This window comes from Streptomyces fuscigenes, assembly GCF_021556455.1.
GTDB classification, from domain to species: domain Bacteria; phylum Actinomycetota; class Actinomycetes; order Streptomycetales; family Streptomycetaceae; genus Streptomyces; species Streptomyces fuscigenes.
The window spans coordinates 13,650-36,464 of the sequence record NZ_JAKGCV010000013.1; the positions used below are offsets into that span (position 1 = coordinate 13,650).

Below are 22,815 nucleotides of genomic sequence, written 5' to 3' on the forward strand. Positions count from 1 at the left end.
ACCTCCTCGTCAGGCCGTCGCGGACCAGAACGTGAACCGGCGCTCCAGGTAGCCGACACCGCGGGTGAGGGCGATGGCCACCACCGCGATGACGGCGATGGACGCCATCGCGTCGTCCATCTCGAAGTTCGACGTCTGCAACTGCACCTGGTAGCCGAGGCCCGAGGACCCCATGAACAGTTCCGCGACGATCGCCCCGATCAGCGCACGCCCGACGGCCTGGCGGACACCGGCCAGGATGTACGGGAGGGTCGCGGGGAACTCGACCGCGCGCAGTGTGTACAGCCGGGAGGCGCAGTAGACGCGGGACACCTGCCCGTAGGCGGGCTCCAGGTTGCGTGTGCCGGCGATGACGTTGATCAGCAGTGGGAACATCGCGCTCCACACCACGATGACCAGCCGCGCGTTCATCCCTATGCCGAACCAGAAGATCAGCATGGGCAGGAAGACCACGTAGGGCACCGAGTACATGATGCTGATCACCGGGTCCGTCAGCCCGTACAGGTACTTGTTGCGTCCGATCAGCAGGCCCAGCGGTATTCCGACGACGACCGAGATCGCCATGCCGAGCGCGACGATCGACAGGGTCGAGCCGAGCGGCGACCAGATCGTGCCCGATCCGACCGCGTCGACGAGCGCCGCGAAGGCCCCGGCGGGCGAGCTGCTGAAGTTGGGGTCGACCAGGCCCGTCGAGGCGCACAGCTGCCACGCCGCCAGTACCACCGCCAGCCCCACGATGCCGAGCACCAGGTTCAGGCGGCGGCCCGAGGCGCGCCGGCGGCCCGCCCGGGCCACCCGGACGGGGGGCCGGACCCTATCCGACGACAGTTGCGTTGCTGCCATGGTCACTCGCCCTTCGGCCTGGTTGCGTCTGGCTCATGACGAGCCCGAGGATGTAGTCGCTGATCTCCTGGAATTCGGGGGACCTCTTGACGGCCGCGTCGCGCGGGCGCGGCAGATCCACGTCCACGACCTCGACCAGGTGCGCCGGCCCGCTGGAGAAGACGACGACCCGGTCCGCGAGGAACACGGCCTCCGGCACGTCGTGCGTGACGAACACGGCGGTCTTGCCCCGGCCCGCGCCGTCGACCTGCCAGATCCGGGTCAGCTCCTCCTGCATGACCTCCCTGGTCTGCGCGTCGAGCGCGGAGAACGGCTCGTCGAGCAGGAGGAGATCGGGGTCGGTGGCGAGCGCCCGGGCCAGGTTCACCCGCTGGCTCATGCCGCCCGACAGCTCACGCGGATACGCCTTCTCCTTGCCGGCGAGCCCGACCAGCTCCACCAGCTCGGCGACCCTGGCCCGGCCCCTCTCGTCCAGCCGCTGCTGGGCCTTCAGGCCGAACTCGATGTTGGCCGCCACCGTCCGCCAGGGGAACAGTGACGCCTGCTGGAAGACGAGCGACCGGTCGGGCGAAGGCCCTTGTATCGGGGCGCCCGTGAGCTCGAGGCGGCCGGACGCCACCGGCACCAGGCCCGCGAGGGCGCTGAGGAACGTCGTCTTGCCGCAGCCGCTCGGGCCCACGATGGCCACGAACTCGTTCTCCGCGATCTCGAACGAGAGCCCGTCGCAGGCGAGCGAGAACGCTTCGGTACGCGACGACCAGTGGCCGAGCCTCACGTCGTCGACGACCAGTTTCTGGGATGGATGGTTCACGGATACCTCCTCCGAGGGAGAGCCGGTCACACCACCGAGCACTCCGCCGGCGGAGCCCGTGAGAGGACGGAGGCGGCGGAGGGGCAGCAGCCCCGCCGCAGCCGCTTCGTCACGGCTCGTCGCAAAGTGTCGACACTAAGATTGAAACAGCGCCACCCGGCGATGTCCAGAGTGCTGCGAACACCCGTCCACGTTCATTCCCGCACACGGACTTGACGCCTCCGCCTCCAGCGGCCGGGCGCCGCGACACCCGTCCGGCCGGCCGGAGGACGCGACGATCAAGGCCGGTTCGGCCATGCCCATTACGGATGAAACGTCGCATGAGGCGCGCCGAACTGCAGGAATCAGGCTTCGGCATGACCCTTCGACCAGCACGGCGGCGGACCGCGGAAGCCGCCAGGGGTGGGCGACGGCGGGCGCCGCCGAGGGACTTCGGGGCCGTTCACGCTGCGCGCGGCGGCCCCGAAGTCTCCGGGATCGCGGGAAGAAGTGTCGACACTTGGAGGAGGGAAAGCCACCGCACGAGCCTGGCGGGCATGCAGACGGCCGCCCGTGCGGCAGCCGGACGGCGGGAGTTCGGACGGGAAGCTCGGACGGGAGAGCTCGGACGCGGCGGGAGATCGGACGGTGGGAAGTCGGACGAACAGCGGTCGGACGGACGGACGGATGGCAGTCGACGGCTCAGCGGTCGGCCGATGGCGGCCAGTTCGGTGCGGTCGGGCCGGTGAGATCGGTCCGGTGCGGTCGAACCGGTGAAATCGGTCCGGTGCGGTCGAGCCGGTGAAATCGGTCCGGTGCGGTCGAACCGGTGAAATCGGTCCGGTGCGGTCGGTCCGGTGCGGTCGGTCGGTGCCTTCCGGCTGGTGAGGTCGCGCCGGTGCGGTCGATCCGCCGCTCGCCGACGGCGGCCGGTCCTGCGGGCCCCCGGCGGGGTCAGTCCGCCGGGCCCGGTCGCCTCACGGCCGCGCGGAAGCCCGGCTGCGCCGTGAGGATGCCGCCGTCGACGGGGAGCGCGATCCCGGTGATCCACGCGGCGTCCCGCGAGGCCAGGAACGCGACGGCCGCCGCGATGTCCTCCGGGCGGCCCACCCGCCCCATCGGGTAGAGCTGCGCCGCGCGTTCGAGGGCGTCCTCCCGGCCGGCCCAGCCCTCCGTGTGCACGGTGCCCGGCTCGACCAGGTTGACGCGCACGCCCCTTGGCGCCGCGTGGCCCGACAGTGTCCTCGTCAGGCTCGCGAGGCCCGCCTTCGCCGCGCTGTAGGCGTGGTTGCCGAAGTCCTGCTCGCCGTTGACGGAGCCGATCGAGACGATGGCGCCGCGTCCGGAGGCGACCAGGTGCGGCAGGGCGGCCCGCGCGCACCGGAACGCCCCGGTGAGGGTGAGGTCGAGGTCCCGCGCCCATTTGCCGTCCGGCTCGTCCTCGAACAGCGGCTCGTCCGGGCCGCAGGAGAACGCGTTGTTGACCAGGACGTCGAGCCTGCCGAACCGTTCCACGGCGCGCGCGACGGCGGCCTCCACCTCGGCCCGGTCGCCGACGTCGCAGCGGAACGCCTCGGCGCCCTCGATGCGTTCCGCGGTCGCCGCCGCCCGTTCCGCGTCCACGTCGGTGACGAGGACCCGCGCGCCCTCCTCGGCCAGCCGCCGCGCGGTGGCCGCTCCGATGCCGCGTCCCGCTCCCGTGATCAGTACGCCGTAGCCGTCGAATCGCTTCATCGGACGATCAGATCACTCGTGTCCCACGTGCACCAGAGTGCCGCCGCGCGCGCCCTGCCGGAGCGGTCCGGTCCGAACCGGCACGGGGCGTACCCGATGAATGGGTGGCCCGGGCGGGCACCGGCCCGTCCCTCCCGCCCCTCCCGTCGCCCCGTCACCCGTCGCCCCGCCCCCCGTCGCCCGGTCAGCCGTCCCCGCGCGCGGCGCCGTTCCGTCGCCCGCCCGCCGCTCGGCGGCGTCGGCAGCGGGTCAAAGGACCGACCGCAGCGCCCGTACGAGGGCCTGCGCGCGGGGGTCCGCCGTCACGCCCTTGCGCATGCCGTTGGTGACGTAGCCGAACGCGATGCCGGACTCCGGGTCCGCGAAGCCCAGCGAGCCGCCGCGCCCCGGGTGCCCGAACGAGCCCTTCGCCAGCATCGGGGCCGCCGGGCCGTGCAGCATGTAGCCGAGACCGAACCGGGTCGACACCACCAGGACGCGGTCGGGGCCCGCCGACTCCTCGGTCCGCGCGAGGGTCAGCGTCGCCGGGGCGAACAGCCGGTGCCCGTCCACCGGGCCGAGCATCGCCGCGTACACGCGCGCAAGGCCGCGCGCCGTCGCGATGCCGCCCGAGGCGGGCATCTCCGCCGCGTGGTACTCCGGCGCGTTCTCGTCCAGTCCGGGGCTGATCACTCCGAACGCCCGGCGTGTCAGCGACCGGGGATCCTCGTACGCGTCGGAGACGGAGCGCTTCGGCCGCAGCCTCAGTTCGCCGCCCGCCGCGGGCGGCTCCGCCACCGCGGCGATCCGGCCGACCCGGCGCGCCTCCTCGTCGGGCAGCCCGATCCAGAAGTCGAGGCCGAGCGGGCGCGCGATCTCCTCGGCCACGACCCGGCCGAGGGAGCGCCCGGTGACGCGCCGCACGAGCTCGCCGACCAGCCAGCCGTAGGTGTGCGCGTGATAGCCGTGGTCCGCGCCCGGCTCCCAGACCGGCGTCTGTGCCGCCAGCGCGCGCGGCCCGGACACCCCGTCCAGCGCCTGCGCCGGGGTCAGCGGGGTGTCGAGCACGGGAACGCCCGCGCGGTGCGAGAGCAGATGACGGACGAGGACCCGCTCCTTGCCGTACGCCTTGAACTCGGGCCAGTACGTGCCGACCGGCGCGTCCAGGTCGATCCGGCCGCGCTGGTGGAGCAGCAGCGGCACGGCCGCCGCGACGCCCTTCGTGGCGGACCGTACGACCTGTGCGGTGTCCAGGGCCCACGGTTCCCGCCCGGTCGCGTCGCGCGACCCGGCCCACAGGTCGACGACCTTGCGGCCGTCGCGGTAGACGGCGACGGCCGCGCCGCGTTCGCCCAGTCGTTCGAAATTCCGTACGAAGGCGTCCCTGACCGGCTCGAAACCGGTCGCCACCGTGCCCTGGACGTCCACGCCCGCACTCCCGCTCGTCAATCGCTCGGCCACCGCACACCGCTCGGCACCACAGTGGTGCCGCCTCTCTATGGTGCAACGTTTCTGGAGCCTTCCGGACCAGTGTCCGCCCCGCCCGCCCCCGGGTGCCGGCGGGCCGCCGCCGGGGCGATGCGGCCGGGCGCGCGGGCGAGTACCGCGGAGCGTCCCGGGGGCGGGCGGGCGAGTACCGCCGGGGCGTCCCGGGGGCTTCCTTCCGCTGAGCGGAAGTCGCCCTGTGCGCCGCGCCCGTGGCCGTGCACGCTGAGGTCGGCCCGGTCGCGTGAGCCACGCTCCGGCCGGTGTCCGCCCGCGGTCCGACCCGAAAGACGGGGGGGTGCGGAGGAACCGGCACCGCGGTGATCGGCCCGTCGCGTGCCGGGCGGGCGAGCAGTCCAAGCCGGTCCCGACTCCGGGGCCGGGCGGCCACCCTCCCCGCCGCCGTGGAGGAGAAAGGCAGGAACCATGAGTTCGTTCGTCCGCAATCAGTGGTACGTCGCCGCCTACGGCACCGAGGTGGGCCGCGAGCCCTTCTCCCGCACGGTCTGCGGCGAGCCGGTCCTCCTGTGGCGCACGGAGGACGGCGCGGTCACCGCCATGTCCGACCGCTGCGTGCACCGCCGCTTCCCCCTCTCGCAGAAACCGAGCCACCTGGCCGGGGACCGACTCGTCTGCGGCTACCACGGGTTCACGTACGGGGCCGACGGCGTCTGCGTGTCCGTGCCGGGTCAGCGCAGGGTGCCGAGGACGGCCCGCCTGACCACGTACCCGGTCGCCGAGCTCGACTCGTTCGTCTGGGTGTGGATCGGCGACCGGGAAGCGGCGGATGCGGAGGCGATCCCCCGGGCCCCCTGGCTGGCCGACCCCGCGTACACGACGGTCTGCGGCATGGAGCCTCTCGCCGCGCGCTACGGGCTGCTCGTCGACAACCTGCTCGACCTGTCGCACGAGACGTACCTGCACGGCGGGCACATCGGCACCCCCGAGGTCGCCGAGACGCCCATCACCACCGAGGTCGACGAGGCGGCGGGCGTGGTCCGGGTCAGCCGCCGCATGGACGACGCGGCCTGCCCGCCGTTCTACGCCCGCTCGACGGGCATCGAGGGGCGCATCACGCGCTGGCAGGACATCGAGTACCACGCGCCGTGCCTGTACCTGCTCCACAGCCGGATCGCCCCGGTCGGCACCCCGCCGCCCGCCGCCGACGGCACCGATCCGGACGCCTTCCACGTCGAGGTCGTCTACGCGATCACGCCGGAGACCGAGCACAGCACGCACGATTTCTGGGCGGTGGCCCGGGACTTCGCGCCGGGCGACCGGACGGTGAGCGAGTTCCTGCACGACAGCAATCGCACGGTCGTCCTTCAGGACGTGGTCGCGCTGGACGTCCTGGAGAAGGCGGTGGCGGCCGAGGGCCGCGCGTACCAGGAGCTCAGCATCAACATCGACACCGGCGGCCTCGCCGCCCGGCGCATCCTGGACCGGCTGCGGGCCACCGGCGCGGGAGCCCCGGCGTGACCGGCGGCCCCGCGGGCCCCGGCGGGTCGGATGCCCGGGCCGGGGCGGCGCCGGAGGGCGCCACGGCGGTTCGGGCGGGTGCGGGCCCGGGGGACGCCATCGGGGTTCCGGCCGGGGAGCAGGTCTTCCGCATCCGCTGGGTGCCCGGGACGGACCAGTTGCTCGCGGTCTGCTTCTGCGGCGCGGAACGGCCGTTCGAGGGCCCGGTGGAACTCTGGGAGTGGCTGCTCGCGCACCCGGAGCATCCGGACGCACCGCCCGCACCGGCCGCCCCGGCCGCCCCTGCCGGTCCTGCCGGTCCTGCCGGTCCTGCCGGTCCTGCCGGTCCTGCCGGTCCTGCCGTACCGTCCGACCCCGCCGGGCCGGCCGGCCCCGCCGCACACAATCCGGAAGACGGGACATGAGCTTCCACGCCGATGAGTTCGACGTCGTCGTCGCCCGCCGGGAGAGCGTGGCGGACGGCGTCGTACGGCTCAGCCTCGCCGATCCGGCCGGGGCCCCGCTTCCGCCGTGGGAGCCGGGCGCCCATCTGGACCTCCTGCTCGCGCCCGGCCTCGAACGGCAGTACTCGCTCTGCGGCGACCCGGCCGACCGCTCGGTCCTCAGGATCGCCGTGGCCCGCGATCCGGCGGGCCGGGGCGGGTCGCGGCACGTGCACGCCGAACTCACGGAGGGCACGGTGCTGCGGGCGCGCGGCCCCCGCAACCACTTCCCGCTGGTGGAGGCCGCCCGCTACCTGTTCGTCGCGGGCGGCATCGGCATCACCCCGCTCGCGGCGATGATCGGCGCGCTCGCCGCGCGCGGCGCCGAGTGGCGGCTCGTGTACGGGGGACGCACGCGGGCCTCGATGGCGTTCGCGGCGAGCCTGGCCGCCGCCCACCCGGACCGGGTGGAGATCTGCCCCCAGGACGAGACGGGGCTGCTCGACCTCTCCGGCCTGCTCGGCGTGCCCCGTACGGACACGGCCGTGTACTGCTGCGGCCCGGAGCCGCTGCTCGCGGCGGTCGAGGAGCGCTGTGCGGCGTGGCCGGCCGGAGCCCTGCACACGGAACGCTTCGCGCCGAGGCCCGGCCCGCCCCCGGAGACCGGTCCGCGCACGCACCCGAGCGCGGCGGAGGGCGCCTTCGAGGTGGAACTCGCCGCGTCGGGAAGGACGCTGACGGTGCCGCCCGGCCGGTCGATCCTGGAGGTGGTGGAGGACGCGGGCGTCCAGGTGCTGTCGTCGTGCCGCGAGGGCACCTGCGGGACCTGCGAGACGGATGTCCTCGCGGGCGAGCCCGACCACCGCGACGCGCTGCTCACCGCGGACGAACGCGCGGCGAACGACGTCATGTTCATCTGCGTGTCGCGCTGCCGCTCGGAGCGGCTGGTACTCGACCTGTGACCTGCGTCGGCCGTGCCCGGCTCGCTGTCCGTGCCGTGTCCGCCCGCGGGGCCTCCCGCGCCTCGTGCGTCCGTCTGCCGCGCCCGGCGCGTCGGGCGTGCCCGGTGCGCTGTCCGTGACGTGTCCGCCCGCCGTGCCGCCTAGGACACGGACGCCGGTTCGGCGCCCAGCGAGCGGGAGATGCCGCGTGCGGCGACCTGCACCAGCGGGACGAGCGTGTGCGGCTGCACCGCACCGGCGTGGGCCACGACGGACACCGCCGCGACCACGTCCCCCCGAGGTCCGTACACCGGGGCGGCGACCGACACGCTGTCCAGCGTCACCTGGCGCTCGCACACGGCCACTCCCGTGCGCCGCACCTCGGCGAGCAACTGCCGCAGCAGGGACGGATCGCACACGGTCGCCTCGGTGCACCGGGCCGGCGGCCCCGCCAGCACCTGTTCCTGCACCTCCGGCGGCGCGTACGCGAGCAGGACGCGGCCCACCCCGGTGGGCATGAGGGCGAACCGCCCCGCCACCCTGGTCAGCACGGGCACCGCGCCGCGCCCCGCGAGCCGCTCGACGAAGACGACCGAGAGGCCCTCGCGCACGGCCAACTGCGCGTTCTCCCCCGTGACATGCACCAGGTCGGAGAGCTGCGGCAGGGCGAGTTCGCGCAGCCCGAGGCCGCGCGGCGCCAGCGACGCGATCTCCCACAGCCGCAGGCCGATGCGGTACGAGCCGCCGCCGTCGCGCTCCAGTGCGCCCCACCGGGTGAGCTCGCCGACGAGGCGGTGCGTGGTGGTGAGCGGCAGGCCGGTGTGGCGCGCGAGGGCGGTGAGGGTGCGGACGGGCGCGTCGGGCGTGAAGGCCTCCAGCACCCGCAGGGCGCGCATCGTGACCGAGACGGGCACCTCCCGGGCAGGGGCGGAACGCTTCCCGGTGGTGGCCGCGGGCACCGCTCCCGCACCGGAAGCCGCCCCCGTCCCGAGCATCACCTCTGCCCCGGAAGCTGCTTCTGCCCCCGCCGCTCTGGCGCGCACCGCTCCCGTGTCGCCCGCCGCACTCGTTCCCCGTACAGCCATCCGGTCATCGTCGAACCGTCCCCGCCGGGGGTCAACGGTCCGCGCGCCACTTCACCGCTCCGGCACCGCTTCACCGGCCCCCCGCCGCTTCGTCGCTTCCGGCGCACGTCGGCGCGGGTCGACGCGGGTCGACGCGGGGGAAGTGGCGGGATGCCGGGGTGGCCGGCCGGGATGCCGGGGTGGCCGGCCCGCCCACCGCCGACGCGTTCCCCCGAAGCCGTCACCAGAGCCCCGGCCGCCTCGGCTCCGTGCCCTTCCGCATCCGCCGTGCGTAATTTACATATATTTGTACTATTGAGGGTGATTTTGTCGTGCCGGGGCGACCAGGCCTCCGGCATCCGTACTGAGGAGTCGCCGATGTCACCCGTCGTCGAGCAGTCCGCCAAGGCGCGCCTCATAAGCGACGCCCCTCATCCCCGCATCGTCTCCGTGCTGCTGCGCTACGACGGCTCCGACCCCCTCGCGCTGCGGATGGTCTTCCCCGCCGAGGTCTCCCTCGACGACAGCGAGGTCGTCTGGGCCTTCGCCCGCGACCTGGTCGAGACGGGCCTGCGGGAGCCCGCGGGCGAGGGCGACGTGCACGTATGGCCGTGCGGGCGGGCGCAGACCGTGTTCGAGTTCCGGGCCCCCGAGGGGGTCGCGCTGGTCCAGTTCGACAACGCCTCGCTGCGCCGCTTCCTGCGCAGCTCGTACGCCGTCGTGCCGGCCGGCGCGGAGGCCGACCACCTCGACGTGGAGCAGCACATCGGCAGCCTCATCGTCTGAGCCGAGGGTCCACCCGGAGAAGTTCCCGGTGATGAGTTGCCCGAGACCCGCGCCGCGGAAAGCATGGAAAGGTGAGTGACGACGCCGCGTATCTCCGCTTCCCGCATCTGCACGAGGACTTGGTCTGCTTCGCCGCCGAGGACGACATCTGGGTCGCCCCGGTGGCGGCGGACGGCGACCGGCCCGGGCGGGCCTGGCGGGTGAGCGCCGACCGATCGAGGGTGGGGCCTCCCCGCTTCTCGCCCGACGGCCGCTCCATCGCGTACACGAACTGGCGCAGCCTCGACCCGGAGATCCATCTGGCTCCCGTCGACGGGGGCCCGGCGCGCCGGCTGACGTACTGGGGCTCGACCGACGCCCGGGTGTGCGGCTGGAGTGCGCCCGACCCGGCCGACCCGGACGGCGCCCCGGGCATTCTGGCCGTGTCCTCGCACGGGCAGCCGTTCTCCTACTACTCGTGGGCCTACACGGTCCCCACGGACGGCTCCCCCGGCGCCAAGCTGCCCTGGGGCCCGGTGTCCGACCTCGCGGTCGGGGACATCGGCGGCGAGCGCAAAACCCTGCTGCTGACCGGTACGCCCCCGCACGAGCCGGCGTCGTGGAAGCGCTACCGGGGAGGGGCCACCGGGCGCCTGTGGCTGCACGGCGAACGGCTGCAGGCCGACCTCGACGGCCACCTCGAGAGCCCCATGCTGGTCGGCGAGCGCGTCGCCTTCCTCTCCGACCACGAGGGAATCGGCAACCTCTACTCGTGCCGGCCCGACGGCACGGACCTGACCCGCCACACCGACCACGACAGCTTCTACGCCCGCAACGCGTCCACGGACGGACGCCGGGTGGTCTACCAGTGCGCCGGTGACGTCTGGATGGTCGACGCGCTGACGGCGGACTCCGTCCCGCGCCGGCTCGACGTGCGCCTCGGCGGGCCCCGCCCGGGCCGCCGCGTCTACCAGGTCCCGGCCGCCGCCCACCTCGGGGCGATCTCCGTCGACACGACGGGCCGGGCGAGCGCCGTGTCCGTGCGCGGCAGCCTCTACTGGCTCACCCACCGCGACGGCCCGGCCCGCACCATCGCCGACACCCCCGGTGTGCGGGTCCGGATGCCCGCGATGCTCGGCAGCAGCGGCCGGGTCGCGTACGTGACCGACGCGGAGGGGGACGACGCCGTGGAGATCGCGTACCTGCCGCGGGCGAGCGGCGAGCGCCCGCCGTACCGGCCGGCTGCCGGGCGGCTCGGGCGCGTGCACGAGATGGAACCGGACCCCGAGGGCGAACGCGTCGCCATCGCGACCCACGACGGCCGCCTCCTGCTCCTCGACGTGACCGGGCCCGAGGTCTCGGTACGAGCCGGGGGCGGCGAGGCCGCCGCACCGGCCGGGGCCGCCGGGGCGAGCGGCACCGCCGAGGGCGCGGCCGGGGCCTCCGCGGACGCCGGGGACTCCACGGACGCCGCGGGCGCCGGGGCCTCCGTAGACGCCGCGGACGCCGGCGGAGCAGCCGTCTCCGGCGAGACCCGGGACGCCGGGACCGCCGAGGGTTCGGCCACGGCCACGGACGGCGGGGCCTCCGGGGCCTCCGGGGACTCCGGGGCCTCCGCGGACGCCGGATCGCTCCCCTTCGTCACCGAGGTCGTCCGTTCGTCCAACGGCCCCGTGACCGACCTCGGCTTCTCTCCCGACGGGAACTGGATCACCTGGTCGCACCCCGGCATCGGCCGCTCGCTGCGCCAGATCCGGATGGCCCGGATCGGCGGGCCCGGCGGCCCCGCGGGGCCCGGCGCGGCACCGGTGGTCGTGGACGTCACCGATGGCCGCTTCGAGGACGAGAACCCGGTCTTCACCCGTGACGGCCGCTACCTCGCGTTCCTCTCGTGGCGCGGCTTCGATCCGGTCTACGACGTGCACACCGGCGATCTCTCGTTCCCGCTCGGCTGCCGCCCCTACCTGGTCCCGCTGTCTTCGGCGACCCCGTCGCCCTTCGCGCTCTCGCCCGAGGGGCGGCCGGCCGCCGGCGGGCTCGACCCCCGCGACGACGAGGTCGAGGGCGGCGCGCCCATGGTCGAGCTGGAGGGGCTGGCGAGCCGCGTCACGCCGTTCCCGGTCTCCGCCTCCAAGTACTCCTCCCTGCACCCGGTCAGCGGGGGCGGGCTCGTCTGGCTGCGCTGGCCGATCTCCGGCGCGCTCGGCGAGACCTTCGCCAACCCCGCCGACATGTCCGGGCGCCCCACACTCGAACACTTCGACCTCGCGAAGGCACGCCGGAGCGAACTGGTCGACCACCTCGACTGGTTCGCGCCCAGCGGCGACGGCACCCGGCTGGTCGTCGTGGACGACGGGGACATGCGGGTCGTGCCCGCCACCGAGACGGGCGACGGCGACGGATCGGTCTACGTGGACCTGCGGCGCATCCTGCACGAGGCCGATCCGGAGGCGGAGTGGCGGCAGGCCTTCGACGAGGCGGGACGCATCATCCGCGCGTACTTCTGGGACCCGGGGATGAGCGGCATCGACTGGGACGCCGTACTCCGGCAGTACCGCCCGCTGGTCGAACGGGTGGCCTCGCCCGACGAGTTCGCCGACCTGCTGCGCGAGACCCTGGGCGAACTGGGCACGTCCCACGCGTACGTGCTGCCCGCCCGGCGCGACGAGGGACCCCCGCACTACCAGCGGCCGATGGGCCTGCTCGGCGCGAACCTCGTCTGCCGCGACGGCGACTGGATGGTCAAGCGCATCCTGCCCGGCGACTCGTCCGACTCCCGCGCCCGTTCGCCGCTCGCCGGCACCGGTATCCGCGAGGGCGCGGTCCTCACCCACGTGGACGGGCGGCCGGTCGACCCGGTCGCCGGACCCGGCCCGCTGCTGTCCGCCGCCGGCGGCACGACGGTGGAGCTGACCTTCCGCGTCGCCGAGCCGGCCGCCCCGGCCCCGGCCCGTGAGGTGACTCCCGCGACGGACCCGGCTCCCGCTCCCGCTCCCGCTCCTGCCCCTGCTCCTGCTCCTGCCCCTGCCCCTGCCCCTGCCCCTGCCCCACAGGAGAGCGCGGGTCCGGCTCCGGCTCCAGATCCGGCTCCGGCCCCTGCTCCGGCGGCGGGGCGGGTCGCGGCCCCGGACCGGGCCCCGGATCCGGCCCCCGCCGCTGCCGCCGCTCCGATTCCGGCCGTGGCCCCCTTCTCCTCCGTGGCCGCGTCCGCGGCTCCCGACCCGACCCTCGCCGAGGGCCTCGCGCCGGACGCCGGGCCCGTCGCCGTCCCGCGCTCGGGCGCCCGCTCGCACGCGCGCCGCGTCGCGGTGGTGCCGCTGATCGACGAGCGTTCGCTGCGCTACCAGGACTGGGTCGCCAAGCGCCGCGAGGTCGTGCGCGCGCTCAGCGACGGCCGCTGCGGCTACCTGCACATCCCCGACATGCAAGGGTCGGGGTGGGCCCAGTTCAACCGGGACCTGCGCATGGAGATGTCCCGGCCCGCGCTGATCGTGGACGTACGGGGCAACGCCGGCGGCAACATCAGCGAGCTGGTGGTGGAGAAGCTGAGCCGGCGCATCATCGGCTGGGACCTGACCCGCGACGCGCAGCCGGTCTCGTACGCGTCGAACGCGCCACGCGGGCCGATCGTGGCGATCGCCGACGAGGCGACCTCCTCGGACGGCGACATGATCACGGCGGCCTTCCGGCTGCTCGGCCTGGGACCCGTGGTCGGTCAGCGCACCTGGGGCGGCGTCGTCGGCATGACGGGCCGGCACCGGCTCGGCGACGGCACGGTGATCACGGTGCCGATGAACGCCGCCTGGTTCGACGCGTACGGCTGGTCCGTCGAGAACCACGGCGTCGAGCCCGACATCGAGGCGCTGCGTACGCCGCTGGACTGGGCCGAGGGCCGCCACGCGCAGCTCGACGACGCGGTCTGGGTGGCGCTCGACCTGCTGGCCGCGCACCCGGCGGCGGAGCCGCCCGGCTACCAGTCGGTGCCGGACCGCCGCCGCCCGCCGCTGCCGCCGCGCGCGACACGGTAGCCGGGGCACGGCGAAGGGGCCGCGACCCGGTGCACCCGGTCACGGCCCCTGCTGCCGAAGGCCCCTGCCCCCGCGGGCCGTTCGGACCCCGAGGCGGCACTCGGCCCACGTCCCGAAGCGGCGCTCGGCTCACGCCCCGAGGCAGTGCCACGCCCACACCCCGAAGCGGTCCTCAGCTCACGCCCCGAAGCAGTGCCACGCCCACACCCCGAAGCCGCGCTCAGTTCACGCCTCGAAGCGGTCCTCGAACCGGTCCTCGCCGCGCTGCCCGGTCTCCGGCGCACGGCCCTCGCCCCCGTCGCGGGAACCGGAACGGGAACGCGAACCGGAACGGCAACGGTCAATCGCGTCCCGCGCCGCCGCGGCCGACCGGCCCGGCTCCGGGCGGCCGCCCTCGCGGGTGCCACCGCCCGACGGCCCGCCGCCCTCACCGCCCGCGTCGCCTGCCTCGGCGCCGGCCTCGGCGTCGGCGAGGCGCCTGCGGGCCTCTTCCTTCAGGCGGTCGGCCTTCATGCGGTCGGCCTTGTCCTGGAACTGCTCCTTGAGACCCATGGATGCGTCACTCCCGGAGGGGGGAAGGGGGCTGCCCCCGACCGGGGGTCCGATCAGGCTCGCACGGCCGGACACCCCGCGCATGTCGATCAGTGACGCTGCGTACGGCCCGCCTCGTCGGCCTCGCCGCCCGCCCCCACCAGGCCCTTGGCGATCCCCGCGAGCCGGGGTTCGAAGCGGCGCATCTCCCGCTTCCCCACGGTGGCGATCAGGCCCGGCAGGTAGCCGCGCATGCCCTGCATCCCGCGCAGCCACCACTGCCCGTACACGTGCGGGGAGCGGCGCTCGATCCCGGTGACCAGCCGGTCGACCGCGGGGCCCAGCGGGTACGTGCGGTTCGAGGGCCACGGCAGCCGCTCGCGCAGTTCGCGCATCACCTCGTCCTCGTCGGCGCCGCGCACCATGTCGGTGTCGGTCCAGGACAGGTAGCCGACACCGACGCCCACGCCCCGGTGCCCCACCTCGCAGCGCAGGCCGTGCGCGAACGCCTCCACGCCCGACTTCGACGCGCAGTACGCGGTCATCATGGGCGCCGGCGCCAGCGCGGCGAGCGAGGCGATCTGGAGGAAGTAGCCGCGGGCGGCGAGCAGATCGGGCAGGAACGCGCGCGCGGTGTTGGCGCCGCCGACGAGATTCACCTCGATGACGCGCCGCCAGGTCTCCGGATCCGAGCTCGCGAACGGGCCGCCGTTCGCGACCCCCGCGTTGGCGACGGCGATGTCGACGCGGCCGAACCGCTCGCGTATCTCCCCGGCGACGCGTCCCAGCGCCGCGTGGTCGGTGACGTCGGCGTACCAGTGGCCGTACTCGCCGTGCAGCCGCTCGCCGACCTCCTTGAGCCGGTCCTCCTCCAGGCCGACGAGTGCGACGGTCGCGCCGCGCGCGGAGAGCTTGCGGGCGAGCAGTTCCCCGACGCCGCGCGCCGCGCCGGTGACGACGGCGACCCTGCCCTCCAGGACGGGCCGCCGCTCGGCCCGCCCCGTTCCCCCGGGGCCCTCCGCGCTTCCGGTGCCTGCCGTGGTCTGCCTCGGAACGCTCATGCGACTCCCTCCGCGTGCTTCAGGTGGCCGGCGGCGAGGCCCCGTATCGCCGCGTTGACGGCCTCGGGCGCCTCGACCGGGCTCATGTGCCCGATGCCGGGCAGGACGGTCAGGTCCGTGCAGTGGGGCAGCCAGCCGGCCAGCCTGCGCGCGTGCACGGGCGGCGTGAGCCGGTCCGCGGTGCCGGCCAGCACCGCCGTCGGCATCGTCAGCTCCCGTACGCCCAGTTCCAGATCGAGCGTGTCGAGGACCGCCGACCAGCCGACGCGGGCGGCGCGCGGGCAGGCGTGCACGATCTCGGCGCAGGCCCGCACCCGGTCCTTCGGGGTGGCGGGCCCCATCGTCCCGTAGCGCAGGGCCCGTACGGACAGCGGCGTGACCGGACCGAGCGGCGCCCGGGCGCCGAGGACGCGGCGCGTGAGGCCGGTGCGCAGCCGGCCGGCCCGCAGCGGCACGACCAGCGAGTCGGAGACCAGCCGGGAGGCGCCGGTGCTGCACAGCAGGACGGCGGCGGCGTGCTCGCGGAACGAGGGCCGGGCCGAGGCGGCCATCATCGTCATGCCGCCCATGGAGTGGCCCGCGAGGACGGCCTGTTCGCCCGGCGCGAGCGTGGCGTCGAGCACGGCCTCCAGGTCGTCGGCGAGCGCCTCGGCGGAGTAGCCGCCGGGTCCGGCGGCCGGGCTGCCGCCGTGGCCGCGCTGGTCGTAGGCGACGACGCGGTGGTCCCTGGCGAGGTCCTCGATCTGGGCGGCCCAGAACGCGATGGAGCACGTCCAGCCGTGGGAGAGGACGACGGCCGGGGCGCCGTCGGGACCGAACACCTCGGTGTGGACGCGGGATCCGTCCGCCGAGACGGCCTCCAGCGACCGGACCGGCCGCGGTGCGGGGGGCGTCGGCCTCATCGTGCTCCCTCCTTCGCCTCTGCCGCTCCGGCCCCGGCGGGCGCGGCCGGGACGAGCGTGCCGGGCCGGCGGACGATGTCGTACTCGGCGGGGTCGACGCGCAGCGTCTCCCGCTTGAACTCGGCGGTGGTGCCCGGCCAGATGGTGGTGTTGCGGCCCTGCGCGTCCATGTACCAGCTGGTGCAGCCGCCGGTGGCCCACACGGTGCGGGCCATCCGGCGCTGCACGTTCTCGTTCCACGCCTCGACGGCGGCGGGGCGTGCGTCGAGCGCGGCCCGGCGGCCCTTGCCCCTGCGGTCGAGGGAGTCGAGCTTGCGGAGGTAGTCGGCGAGGTAGTTGAGCTGCGCCTCGATCATCAGGATCATCGAGGAGTTGCCGAGGCCCGTGTTGGGTCCGATGATCGTCATCCAGTTCGGGAAGCCGTCGACGGTGGCGCCCCGCAGCGAGCGCATGCCTCCGTCCGCCCACGCGTCGGCGAGGGTGCGCCCGCCGGCGCCGACGACGCGGCGCGCGATGGGCATGTCGGTCACGTGGAAGCCGGTGGCGAAGACGATCGCGTCGGCCCGCGCGGTGGAGCCGTCCGCGCCGACGAGCTCGGAGCCGCGCACCTCGGCGAGGCCCGCCGTGACCACGTCGACGTTGGGGCGGGTCAGCGCCGGATAGTACGTGTTCGACAGCAGGATGCGCTTGCAGCCGATGCGGTACGACGGGGTCAGGCGCGCCCGCAGGTCCCGGTCGGACACCGCCTTCGCGAGGTGGCGCCTGGCCAGTGCCTCCACGAGGCCCAGCTCGCCGGGGTGCCTGGTGAACGCCTGGACCTGCAGCTCCCGCATGCCCCACAGGCTCTGGCGGCGCAGCGCGACGGTCGCGGGGACGGCACGGTGCAGGGCCCGTTCGAAGCGCGTGATGTCCCGGTCGCGGCGCGGCATGACCCAGGGCGGCGTGCGCTGGAAGAGGGTGAGCCGGCCCACCTCCGGCTGGATGGCCGGTACGACCTGGATCGCGGAGGCGCCGGTGCCGACGACGGCGACCCGCTTGCCGCGCAGGTCGACGTCGTGGTCCCAGCGCGCGGTGTGGAAGACGGGACCGGGGAACGTCGAAAGGCCCGCGATCTCCGGGGTCTTGGGGTCGGAGAGGGGGCCGCCCGCCGAGACGACGACGTCGGCGGTGAACGTCGCGCCCGGCGCGGTCTCGATGACCCAGTGGAGCGCGTCCGCGTCCCAGCGCGCGGAGGTGACCTCGTGGCCGAGCCGCAGGTGGGGGCCGATGCCGAACGTGTCGACGACGTTCTCCAAGTACGCCCGGATGTAGGGCTGGCCGGAGAAGGCGCGGGGCCATTCGGCGTTGGGCGCGAACGAGAAGGAGTACAGGTGCGAGGGCACGTCGCACGCGCATCCCGGGTAGTCGTTGTCGCGCCAGGTACCGCCGATGGAGTCAGCGCGCTCCAGCACCACGAAGTCGGTGACGCCCTCGCGGCGCAGTCGTACGGCGGCTCCGATGCCGGCGAACCCGGACCCGATCACCGCCACGCGCACATGCCTGTGCTGTCCCATACTCGCCTCCCAACCGTGCCAGCAATCACTGGCACGATGGGAGCGTAGAGCACGGGCGTACCGATGGGTAGGGGTCCCGCGCAAAGGAGTTACCGGCGGTACGCCCGGCCGCCCGGGGCGGGCCATAAGCTGGCGCAATGCCCGACGACCACCAGGATCCCGCGCGCGGCGCGAGCGGCACGGCCCCTTCGAGCCGCGAGTTCCGCATCGCCGAACTGGCCGAGGCGGCCGGCGTCCCGGTCCGCACCGTGCGCTACTACCGTGAGCGCGGACTGCTGCCCCCGCCGCGGCGGCAGGGCCGGATCGCCTGGTACGACGAGCACCACCTCGCGCGGCTGCGCACGATCGCCGGCCTCCTGGAGCGGGGGCACAACCTCAACGGCATCGCCGACCTCGCGACCGCCCTGGAGCACGGCCGCGGCATCCGCGACGTGCTCGGCATGAACGCGCCGACGGAGGAGACCCCGGTCAGCCTCTCGCCGGAGGAGATGGCCGACTACTTCGAGGCGGAGGTGACGCCCGGCAACCTGACCGAGGCGCTGGAACTGGGCTACCTCGCCACGGACGGCGACCACCTGGTGCACATGAGCCGGCGCCTGCTGGAGGTCTCCTCGACGCTCGTGCACGCGGGCGTCCCGCTGTCCGCCGTGCTCGCGGCGGGCCGCGAGGTGCGCGCCCACGCCGACGCCCTCGCCGCCCTCTTCACCGGCCTGCTGAGCGAACACGCCCCGGACACCGACCCGGCGGCCCTGCGCCCGCTGGCCCGCAGCGTCGTGGAGGCCGAACTCTCCCTGGCGCTCGACCACCACCTCGCGCCGGGCAGCGGCGCGGACGCAGGGCCGGCGCGGTAACGGCGGGGCGGCGGCCCGGAGGCGGGTACAGAGGGCGACGATCCAGGAGCCGCGGCCACGGCACGGGGCAAGGGCCACGGGCCACGGGCCACGGGTCAGGAAAGGGCCCCGCGCGACGGACTACCGGCCACCAGTTGCGGCACAGGGGGCAAGGCCACGCCCTACGGGCCGTACGTGACCGTCACCGGCGCGTGGTCCGACCAGCGCTCCTCGTGGCTCGGGGCGCGTTCCACGACCGCCTTCAGCGCGCGGGCCGCGAGGCCCGCCGTCGCCGCGTGGTGGTCGATGCGCCAGCCGGAGTCGTTGTCGAACGCCCGGCCGCGGTAGGACCACCACGAGTAGGGGCCCTCCTGGTCGGGGTGGAGGGCGCGGACCACGTCGACGTAGCCGGCCTCGTCGTACACCCGCGACAGCCAGGCCCGTTCCTCGGGCAGGAAGCCGGAGTTCTTGCGGTTGCCGCGCCAGTTCTTGAGGTCGGCCTCGCGGTGCGCGATGTTCCAGTCGCCGCACACCAGCACCTCCCGGCCGTCCGCCGCCGCCTTCGCACGCAGTTCGCCCAGGTGGGTGAGGAAGGCGTCCATGAAGCGGTACTTCTCGTCCTGGCGGGCGGTGCCCACCTCGCCGGACGGCAGGTAGAGGCTGGCGACGGTCACGCCGGGCAGGTCGATCTCCGCGTAGCGGCCGCTCGCGTCGAACTCGTCGCTGCCGAAGCCGATCCGCACCCGGTCCGGCTCACGCCGCGAGTACAGCGAGACGCCCGCCCTGCCCTTGGCCTGCGCCGGTGCGTGCACCGTGTGCCAGCCCTCGGGCGCCCGGACCTCCTCGGGCAGCTGATGGGGTTCGGCCCGCACCTCCTGGAGGCACAGCACGTCGGCGGAGGTCCCCGCCAGCCAGGGGAGGAAGCCCTTCTTCGCGGCGGCACGCAGGCCGTTCACATTCACGGAGGTCACGGTGAGCACCCCAGCACACTACACACGCACGCCGAAGGCCCGGAGACACCGCACACCGCGGGCCCGGAGACACCCCGCACCCCGGACCGGGCAGCCACCGGGCACCGCACGCCGGAGGCCCGGCCCCGCGCGGTGTGCGCGGGGCCGGGCCTCCGGTACGTGGGATGTCAGTGGTTGCCGACACCGTTGCCCGACAGGACCGGGATCTGGTCCAGGATGTGCGACAGCGGCTCGTCGCCCTTGGCCTGGGTGGAGTTCTCGGTGCACTGCTGGTTCTGCGGGTTGGACAGGACGTTGACGTCCTGGACCGCGATCGGCACCAGGCCGACGAGGGAACCGGCGTTGACCTTGGCCGGCAGGCCGACACAGGGCTTGTTCAGCGAGCCCTGGACCAGGCTCAGCTGGGGGCTCATGTCGCCCATGGTGGCGGAGTTGCCGAAGGCCTGCTGAGCACCGTTGCCGCTGGCCGACACCGTGCCCGAGTCGTCGCCCACGGCCATGGCCGGGGCGGCCGAGGCGGCGACGCCACCGGCGATCGAGACGGCGACGGCGGCGGTTGCCCACAGCTTCTTCATTTTGGAACCTTTCCGGAAAGTCGGACTCCACGGAAGGAGTCCGATGGGTACAACGCGGCCGTCCGGGGCTGGTTTCGCGCCCTCCCTCGAACGGCCCACCGCGGCGGGTCACCGCGCTTAGGCAAGGCGGCCTGGCCCGCGGCGCGCGGCATCCGCGCCGCGGGCCGGCCGGTCAGCGGACGGTCAGCGGTTGCCCGCGCCGTTGCCGGAGAGCACCGGGATGTCGTCCAGCAGGTGCGACAGCGCCTCGTCGCCCTTGGCCTGCGTCGAGTTCTCGGTGCACTGCTGGTTCTGCGGGCTCGACAGGACGTTGATGTCCTGGACCGAGATCGGCACCAGGCCGACGAGCGAACCGAGGTTGGCCTTCGCGGGCAGGCCGATGCACGGCTTGTTCAGCGAGCCCTGGATGAGCGCCATCTGCGGGCTCATGTTGCCGTAGGTCGCGGAGTTGCCGTAGTACTGCGCGGCACCGTTGCCACTGAGCGAGGTGGTGCCGTGGCTGTCGCCGACGGCCATCGCCTGCGGGGCGAGTGCGGCCGAGGCGCCCACGACGGAGGCGGCGACGGCCGCACCCGCCATAACCTTCTTGATCACGATGAGTCCCCTTCTGATGGATCGCCCCAACTGCCAGGGGCTCACTGAGCAACTGCGGACCACGGGTTTAGTTCCGTGCATTCACCCCAATGGCCCAGCGGTCAGGGCGCGGCCCGGGGCAAGCCGAACGGGTGAAGAAGCGGAACCAAACCGGGAGCCCGCTGTTGGTACAGGTCGCACCACTTGCATTCTTGAGAAAAGGAAAAAGCCAACCGTGATCAAGAAGATTATGGCCGGAGCCGCGGTCGCCGCTTCCGTCGTCGGCGCCTCCGCCATGGTGGCGCCCCAGGCGATGGCCGTCGGCGACAGCCACGGCACCACCTCGGCCAGCGGCAACGGGGCGCAGGACTCGTTCGGCAACGCCGTCACCAAGGGGAACCTGTCCCCGAACGCCACCCTCGTGGGCGGCTCCCTGAACAAGCTCTGCCTCGGCGTTCCGGTCAAGGTCAACGCCGGTTCCCTGGTGGGCGTCCTCGTGCCCGTCGCGGTGCAGGACATCGACGTCCTGTCCAACCCGCAGAACCAGCAGTGCGCCGACAACTCCACCCAGGCGAAGGGCGACGAGGACCTGTCGCACATCGCCGACCAGATCCCGGTGCTCTCCGGCAACGGCGCGCACAACGGCTGATCCGTGCGCCGAGGGGCCGGTCCGGGCGGTGCCGCCGCCGGGACCGGCCCTTCGTCTTCCCCTCTTCTTTTCGGCCCGGGTTTCGGCCCAGGCCCGCCATCTCACCGGCTTTCGGGCGCCGTTCACCGCAGAAACGAATTTGCGGGGCGCGGCATTCGAGTGAACGGGAAAGAAGTGGTAATGCCGAACAGTTTCCTGCCCACATTCTGATCGTTGAAGTTCCCGCAGCGGCTGCACGGGAACCGCTTTTCGGGACCCACGGACCACGACAGTCGTGCGAACGCGCTTTCCCCGCTGCGGAAGGGCTCGAAATGAAGAGCATCAAGACCGCCTCGGTCGTCGCCGGAGTCCTCATGGCGGTCGGCGCCGCCGCCCCCGCCATGGCCGACGCGGGCGCGGGCGCCCTCGCCGCCGGTTCCCCGGGCGTCCTGTCCGGCAACGTGGTCCAGATCCCGGTCCACGTCCCGATCAACCTGTGCGGCAACAGCATCGACGTCATCGCGCTGCTGAACCCGGCCTTCGGCAACACCTGCGTCAACGCCGACTGACGCAGTACCTTCCGCGCCCCCGCGCTCGGGCCGCCGGTCATCCCCGGCCCCCGCGCGGGGTCCGCGCATCCGGCCGCCAGGTGAGGCGGCCCGGCGACCCGCAACGGTGCCGAACCCCTGTCAGCAGGAGAGAAAAGACCAGATGCGAGACCTCATCAGCAAAGGGCTGCTCACGGCCGCCGCGGCGACGAGTGTGCTGTCCCTCGGCGGCGGGAACGCCATCGCCTCGGACGCGCAGGGTGCCGCGGCCGGCTCCCCCGGCGTGCTGTCCGGCAACAACGTGCAGGTTCCCGTGGAGATCCCGGTGAACCTCTGCGGCAACTCGATCGACGTCGTCGGACTGCTCAACCCCGCGTTCGGCAACCACTGCGCGAACGTGACGGCGCAGCACACGCACCGGCAGTACGAGCAGGCCTCCCGCGACGCGCTGGGCCGCGCATCGGGACCGTCCGGGGCACGCGCCTCGGCGCCCGGCGACGGGCACCAGGCGGCCCCCGCGCCGCTGCCCGCCCCGGCGCACAAGCCGATGCCGCGCCCCGAGGGGACGCCCGCGCACGCCGTGCCGTCCCCGCAGACGCCGATGGGCACGCCCGGGCAGGCCGCCCCGGCCCCCGAGCACGCGGCCGGGCCCGAGCACCAGGGGCAGTACCACGCGCCCCAGCAGCACCCGGACCAGCAGGGCCAGCAGGGCCGGCAGGAACACCACGGGCACCAGGGCCAGGAGGCCCAGGCACCGCACCACCGCCCCGGTGGCGCGGACGCCTACGGCCAGGACGCGTACGCCGGTTCCGGCGCACACGCCTCGGGCGTCGCCCAGGGTTCGCCCGGTGTCCTGTCGGGCAACCTGGCCCAGCTGCCGATCGACATCCCGGTCAACGCCTGCGGCAACTCGATCGACGTCGTCGGACTGCTCAACCCGGCGTTCGGCAACGACTGCGAGTCGGGGACCGTCCCGGCCCCGCCGCAGCCCCACTCCGAGCCCCCGGCGCCCGAGCCGCCGGCGCCGCACCACGAGGTGCCGCCCGTCCCGGTCCGGCACCACACGCCGCCGCACGTCCCCGTGCACGCGTACGTCCCGCCGGCGCCGCAGGA

General features: G+C 74.2%; 20 protein-coding genes. 8 read left to right on the forward strand and 12 right to left on the reverse strand.

The genetic code is table 11. The features are described 5' to 3' along the window. Window positions 1-9: 9 nt before the first annotated feature. The 4 genes from L1885_RS03280 to L1885_RS03295 form a co-directional block, all read right to left on the reverse strand. Window positions 10-843, reverse strand: a complete 834-nt coding sequence (locus L1885_RS03280) for an ABC transporter permease (protein ID WP_235795425.1) — start codon at window positions 841-843, stop codon at window positions 10-12. Beyond that, complete coding sequence (locus L1885_RS03285; protein WP_235795426.1) at window positions 815-1,654, reverse strand: ABC transporter ATP-binding protein; 840 nt, start codon at window positions 1,652-1,654, stop codon at window positions 815-817. The genes L1885_RS03280 and L1885_RS03285 overlap by 29 nt, the downstream gene beginning before the upstream one ends. A gap of 933 nt (window positions 1,655-2,587) precedes the next feature. After that, window positions 2,588-3,367, reverse strand: a complete 780-nt coding sequence (locus tag L1885_RS03290) for an SDR family NAD(P)-dependent oxidoreductase (protein ID WP_235795427.1) — start codon at window positions 3,365-3,367, stop codon at window positions 2,588-2,590. Between the two features lie 249 nt (window positions 3,368-3,616). Next, window positions 3,617-4,774, reverse strand: a complete 1,158-nt coding sequence (locus tag L1885_RS03295; RefSeq protein ID WP_235795428.1) for a serine hydrolase domain-containing protein — start codon at window positions 4,772-4,774, stop codon at window positions 3,617-3,619. A gap of 483 nt (window positions 4,775-5,257) precedes the next feature. On the opposite strand from L1885_RS03295, the gene L1885_RS03300 reads away from it, so the two are divergent. Both L1885_RS03300 and L1885_RS03305 read left to right on the forward strand, forming a co-directional pair. Further along, window positions 5,258-6,310, forward strand: a complete 1,053-nt coding sequence (locus tag L1885_RS03300; RefSeq protein WP_235795429.1) for a Rieske 2Fe-2S domain-containing protein — start codon at window positions 5,258-5,260, stop codon at window positions 6,308-6,310. A gap of 400 nt (window positions 6,311-6,710) precedes the next feature. Then, window positions 6,711-7,694, forward strand: coding sequence for a PDR/VanB family oxidoreductase (locus L1885_RS03305; RefSeq protein WP_235795430.1), 984 nt, complete (start codon window positions 6,711-6,713; stop codon window positions 7,692-7,694). A gap of 140 nt (window positions 7,695-7,834) precedes the next feature. Here the strand turns inward: L1885_RS03305 and L1885_RS03310 are convergent, their stop codons facing one another. Further along, window positions 7,835-8,569: an IclR family transcriptional regulator gene (locus tag L1885_RS03310; RefSeq protein WP_235795444.1), complete on the reverse strand. Its 735-nt coding sequence runs from the start codon at window positions 8,567-8,569 to the stop codon at window positions 7,835-7,837. Between the two features lie 546 nt (window positions 8,570-9,115). On the opposite strand from L1885_RS03310, the gene L1885_RS03315 reads away from it, so the two are divergent. Next, the gene (locus tag L1885_RS03315; RefSeq protein WP_235795431.1) at window positions 9,116-9,523 is read left to right on the forward strand and encodes an SsgA family sporulation/cell division regulator; all 408 of its coding nucleotides are present in this window, start codon (window positions 9,116-9,118) and stop codon (window positions 9,521-9,523) included. A gap of 71 nt (window positions 9,524-9,594) precedes the next feature. Then, window positions 9,595-13,530 carry a S41 family peptidase gene (locus tag L1885_RS03320; protein WP_235795432.1) on the forward strand — a complete coding sequence of 1,312 codons (3,936 nt, stop codon included), beginning with the start codon at window positions 9,595-9,597 and terminating at the stop codon, window positions 13,528-13,530. Between the two features lie 225 nt (window positions 13,531-13,755). Here L1885_RS03320 and L1885_RS03325 read toward each other — a convergent pair whose 3' ends face one another. The 4 genes from L1885_RS03325 to L1885_RS03340 all read right to left on the reverse strand — a co-directional run bounded on the left by L1885_RS03325 (window position 13,756) and on the right by L1885_RS03340 (window position 17,577). Next, a complete protein-coding gene (locus tag L1885_RS03325) occupies window positions 13,756-14,082 on the reverse strand; it encodes a hypothetical protein (RefSeq protein WP_235795433.1) in 327 nt (108 codons plus the stop codon). 89 nt (window positions 14,083-14,171) lie between these two features. Further along, window positions 14,172-15,122, reverse strand: a complete 951-nt coding sequence (locus L1885_RS03330; RefSeq protein WP_235795434.1) for an SDR family oxidoreductase — start codon at window positions 15,120-15,122, stop codon at window positions 14,172-14,174. Further along, the gene (locus L1885_RS03335; protein ID WP_235795435.1) at window positions 15,119-16,024 is read right to left on the reverse strand and encodes an alpha/beta fold hydrolase; all 906 of its coding nucleotides are present in this window, start codon (window positions 16,022-16,024) and stop codon (window positions 15,119-15,121) included. The genes L1885_RS03330 and L1885_RS03335 overlap by 4 nt, the downstream gene beginning before the upstream one ends. Then, entirely contained in the window at window positions 16,021-17,577 is a 1,557-nt protein-coding gene (locus tag L1885_RS03340) for a flavin-containing monooxygenase (protein WP_235795436.1), read from the reverse strand. The genes L1885_RS03335 and L1885_RS03340 overlap by 4 nt, the downstream gene beginning before the upstream one ends. 206 nt (window positions 17,578-17,783) lie before the next feature. On the opposite strand from L1885_RS03340, the gene L1885_RS03345 reads away from it, so the two are divergent. Continuing rightward, window positions 17,784-18,428, forward strand: a complete 645-nt coding sequence (locus L1885_RS03345; protein ID WP_235795445.1) for a MerR family transcriptional regulator — start codon at window positions 17,784-17,786, stop codon at window positions 18,426-18,428. A 161-nt stretch (window positions 18,429-18,589) separates the two neighbouring features. On the opposite strand, the gene L1885_RS03350 is transcribed toward L1885_RS03345, so the two are convergent. The 3 genes from L1885_RS03350 to L1885_RS03360 form a co-directional block, all read right to left on the reverse strand. Then, window positions 18,590-19,387, reverse strand: a complete 798-nt coding sequence (locus L1885_RS03350; RefSeq protein ID WP_235795437.1) for an exodeoxyribonuclease III — start codon at window positions 19,385-19,387, stop codon at window positions 18,590-18,592. 158 nt (window positions 19,388-19,545) lie between these two features. Next, complete coding sequence (locus L1885_RS03355; protein WP_235795438.1) at window positions 19,546-19,953, reverse strand: rodlin; 408 nt, start codon at window positions 19,951-19,953, stop codon at window positions 19,546-19,548. A gap of 183 nt (window positions 19,954-20,136) precedes the next feature. Then, the gene (locus tag L1885_RS03360; RefSeq protein ID WP_235795439.1) at window positions 20,137-20,547 is read right to left on the reverse strand and encodes a rodlin; all 411 of its coding nucleotides are present in this window, start codon (window positions 20,545-20,547) and stop codon (window positions 20,137-20,139) included. A gap of 217 nt (window positions 20,548-20,764) precedes the next feature. Here L1885_RS03360 and L1885_RS03365 point away from each other — a divergent pair, with 217 nt between their 5' ends. The 3 genes from L1885_RS03365 to L1885_RS29090 all read left to right on the forward strand — a co-directional run. Then, a complete protein-coding gene (locus L1885_RS03365; RefSeq protein WP_235795446.1) occupies window positions 20,765-21,175 on the forward strand; it encodes a rodlin in 411 nt (136 codons plus the stop codon). Window positions 21,176-21,486: 311 nt separating this feature from the next. Then, window positions 21,487-21,723 carry a chaplin gene (locus tag L1885_RS03370; RefSeq protein WP_235795440.1) on the forward strand — a complete coding sequence of 79 codons (237 nt, stop codon included), beginning with the start codon at window positions 21,487-21,489 and terminating at the stop codon, window positions 21,721-21,723. Window positions 21,724-21,865: 142 nt separating this feature from the next. Continuing rightward, a partial coding sequence (locus tag L1885_RS29090; RefSeq protein ID WP_235795441.1) for a chaplin occupies window positions 21,866-22,815 on the forward strand: 950 nt, incomplete at its 3' end.

Bases quoted from the DNA above. Each gene is read 5' to 3' on its own strand.
- L1885_RS03280 (WP_235795425.1), bottom strand. From the start codon at position 843: ATGGCAGCAACGCAACTGTCGTCGGATAGGGTCCGGCCCCCCGTCCGG.
- L1885_RS03290 (WP_235795427.1), bottom strand. From the start codon at position 3,367: ATGAAGCGATTCGACGGCTACGGCGTACTGATCACGGGAGCGGGACGC.
- L1885_RS03300 (WP_235795429.1), top strand. From the start codon at position 5,258: ATGAGTTCGTTCGTCCGCAATCAGTGGTACGTCGCCGCCTACGGCACC.
- L1885_RS03305 (WP_235795430.1), top strand. From the start codon at position 6,711: ATGAGCTTCCACGCCGATGAGTTCGACGTCGTCGTCGCCCGCCGGGAG.
- L1885_RS03310 (WP_235795444.1), bottom strand. From the start codon at position 8,569: ATGCGCGCCCTGCGGGTGCTGGAGGCCTTCACGCCCGACGCGCCCGTC.
- L1885_RS03315 (WP_235795431.1), top strand. From the start codon at position 9,116: ATGTCACCCGTCGTCGAGCAGTCCGCCAAGGCGCGCCTCATAAGCGAC.
- L1885_RS03325 (WP_235795433.1), bottom strand. From the start codon at position 14,082: ATGGGTCTCAAGGAGCAGTTCCAGGACAAGGCCGACCGCATGAAGGCC.
- L1885_RS03330 (WP_235795434.1), bottom strand. From the start codon at position 15,122: ATGAGCGTTCCGAGGCAGACCACGGCAGGCACCGGAAGCGCGGAGGGC.
- L1885_RS03335 (WP_235795435.1), bottom strand. From the start codon at position 16,024: ATGAGGCCGACGCCCCCCGCACCGCGGCCGGTCCGGTCGCTGGAGGCC.
- L1885_RS03340 (WP_235795436.1), bottom strand. From the start codon at position 17,577: ATGGGACAGCACAGGCATGTGCGCGTGGCGGTGATCGGGTCCGGGTTC.
- L1885_RS03355 (WP_235795438.1), bottom strand. From the start codon at position 19,953: ATGAAGAAGCTGTGGGCAACCGCCGCCGTCGCCGTCTCGATCGCCGGT.
- L1885_RS03370 (WP_235795440.1), top strand. From the start codon at position 21,487: ATGAAGAGCATCAAGACCGCCTCGGTCGTCGCCGGAGTCCTCATGGCG.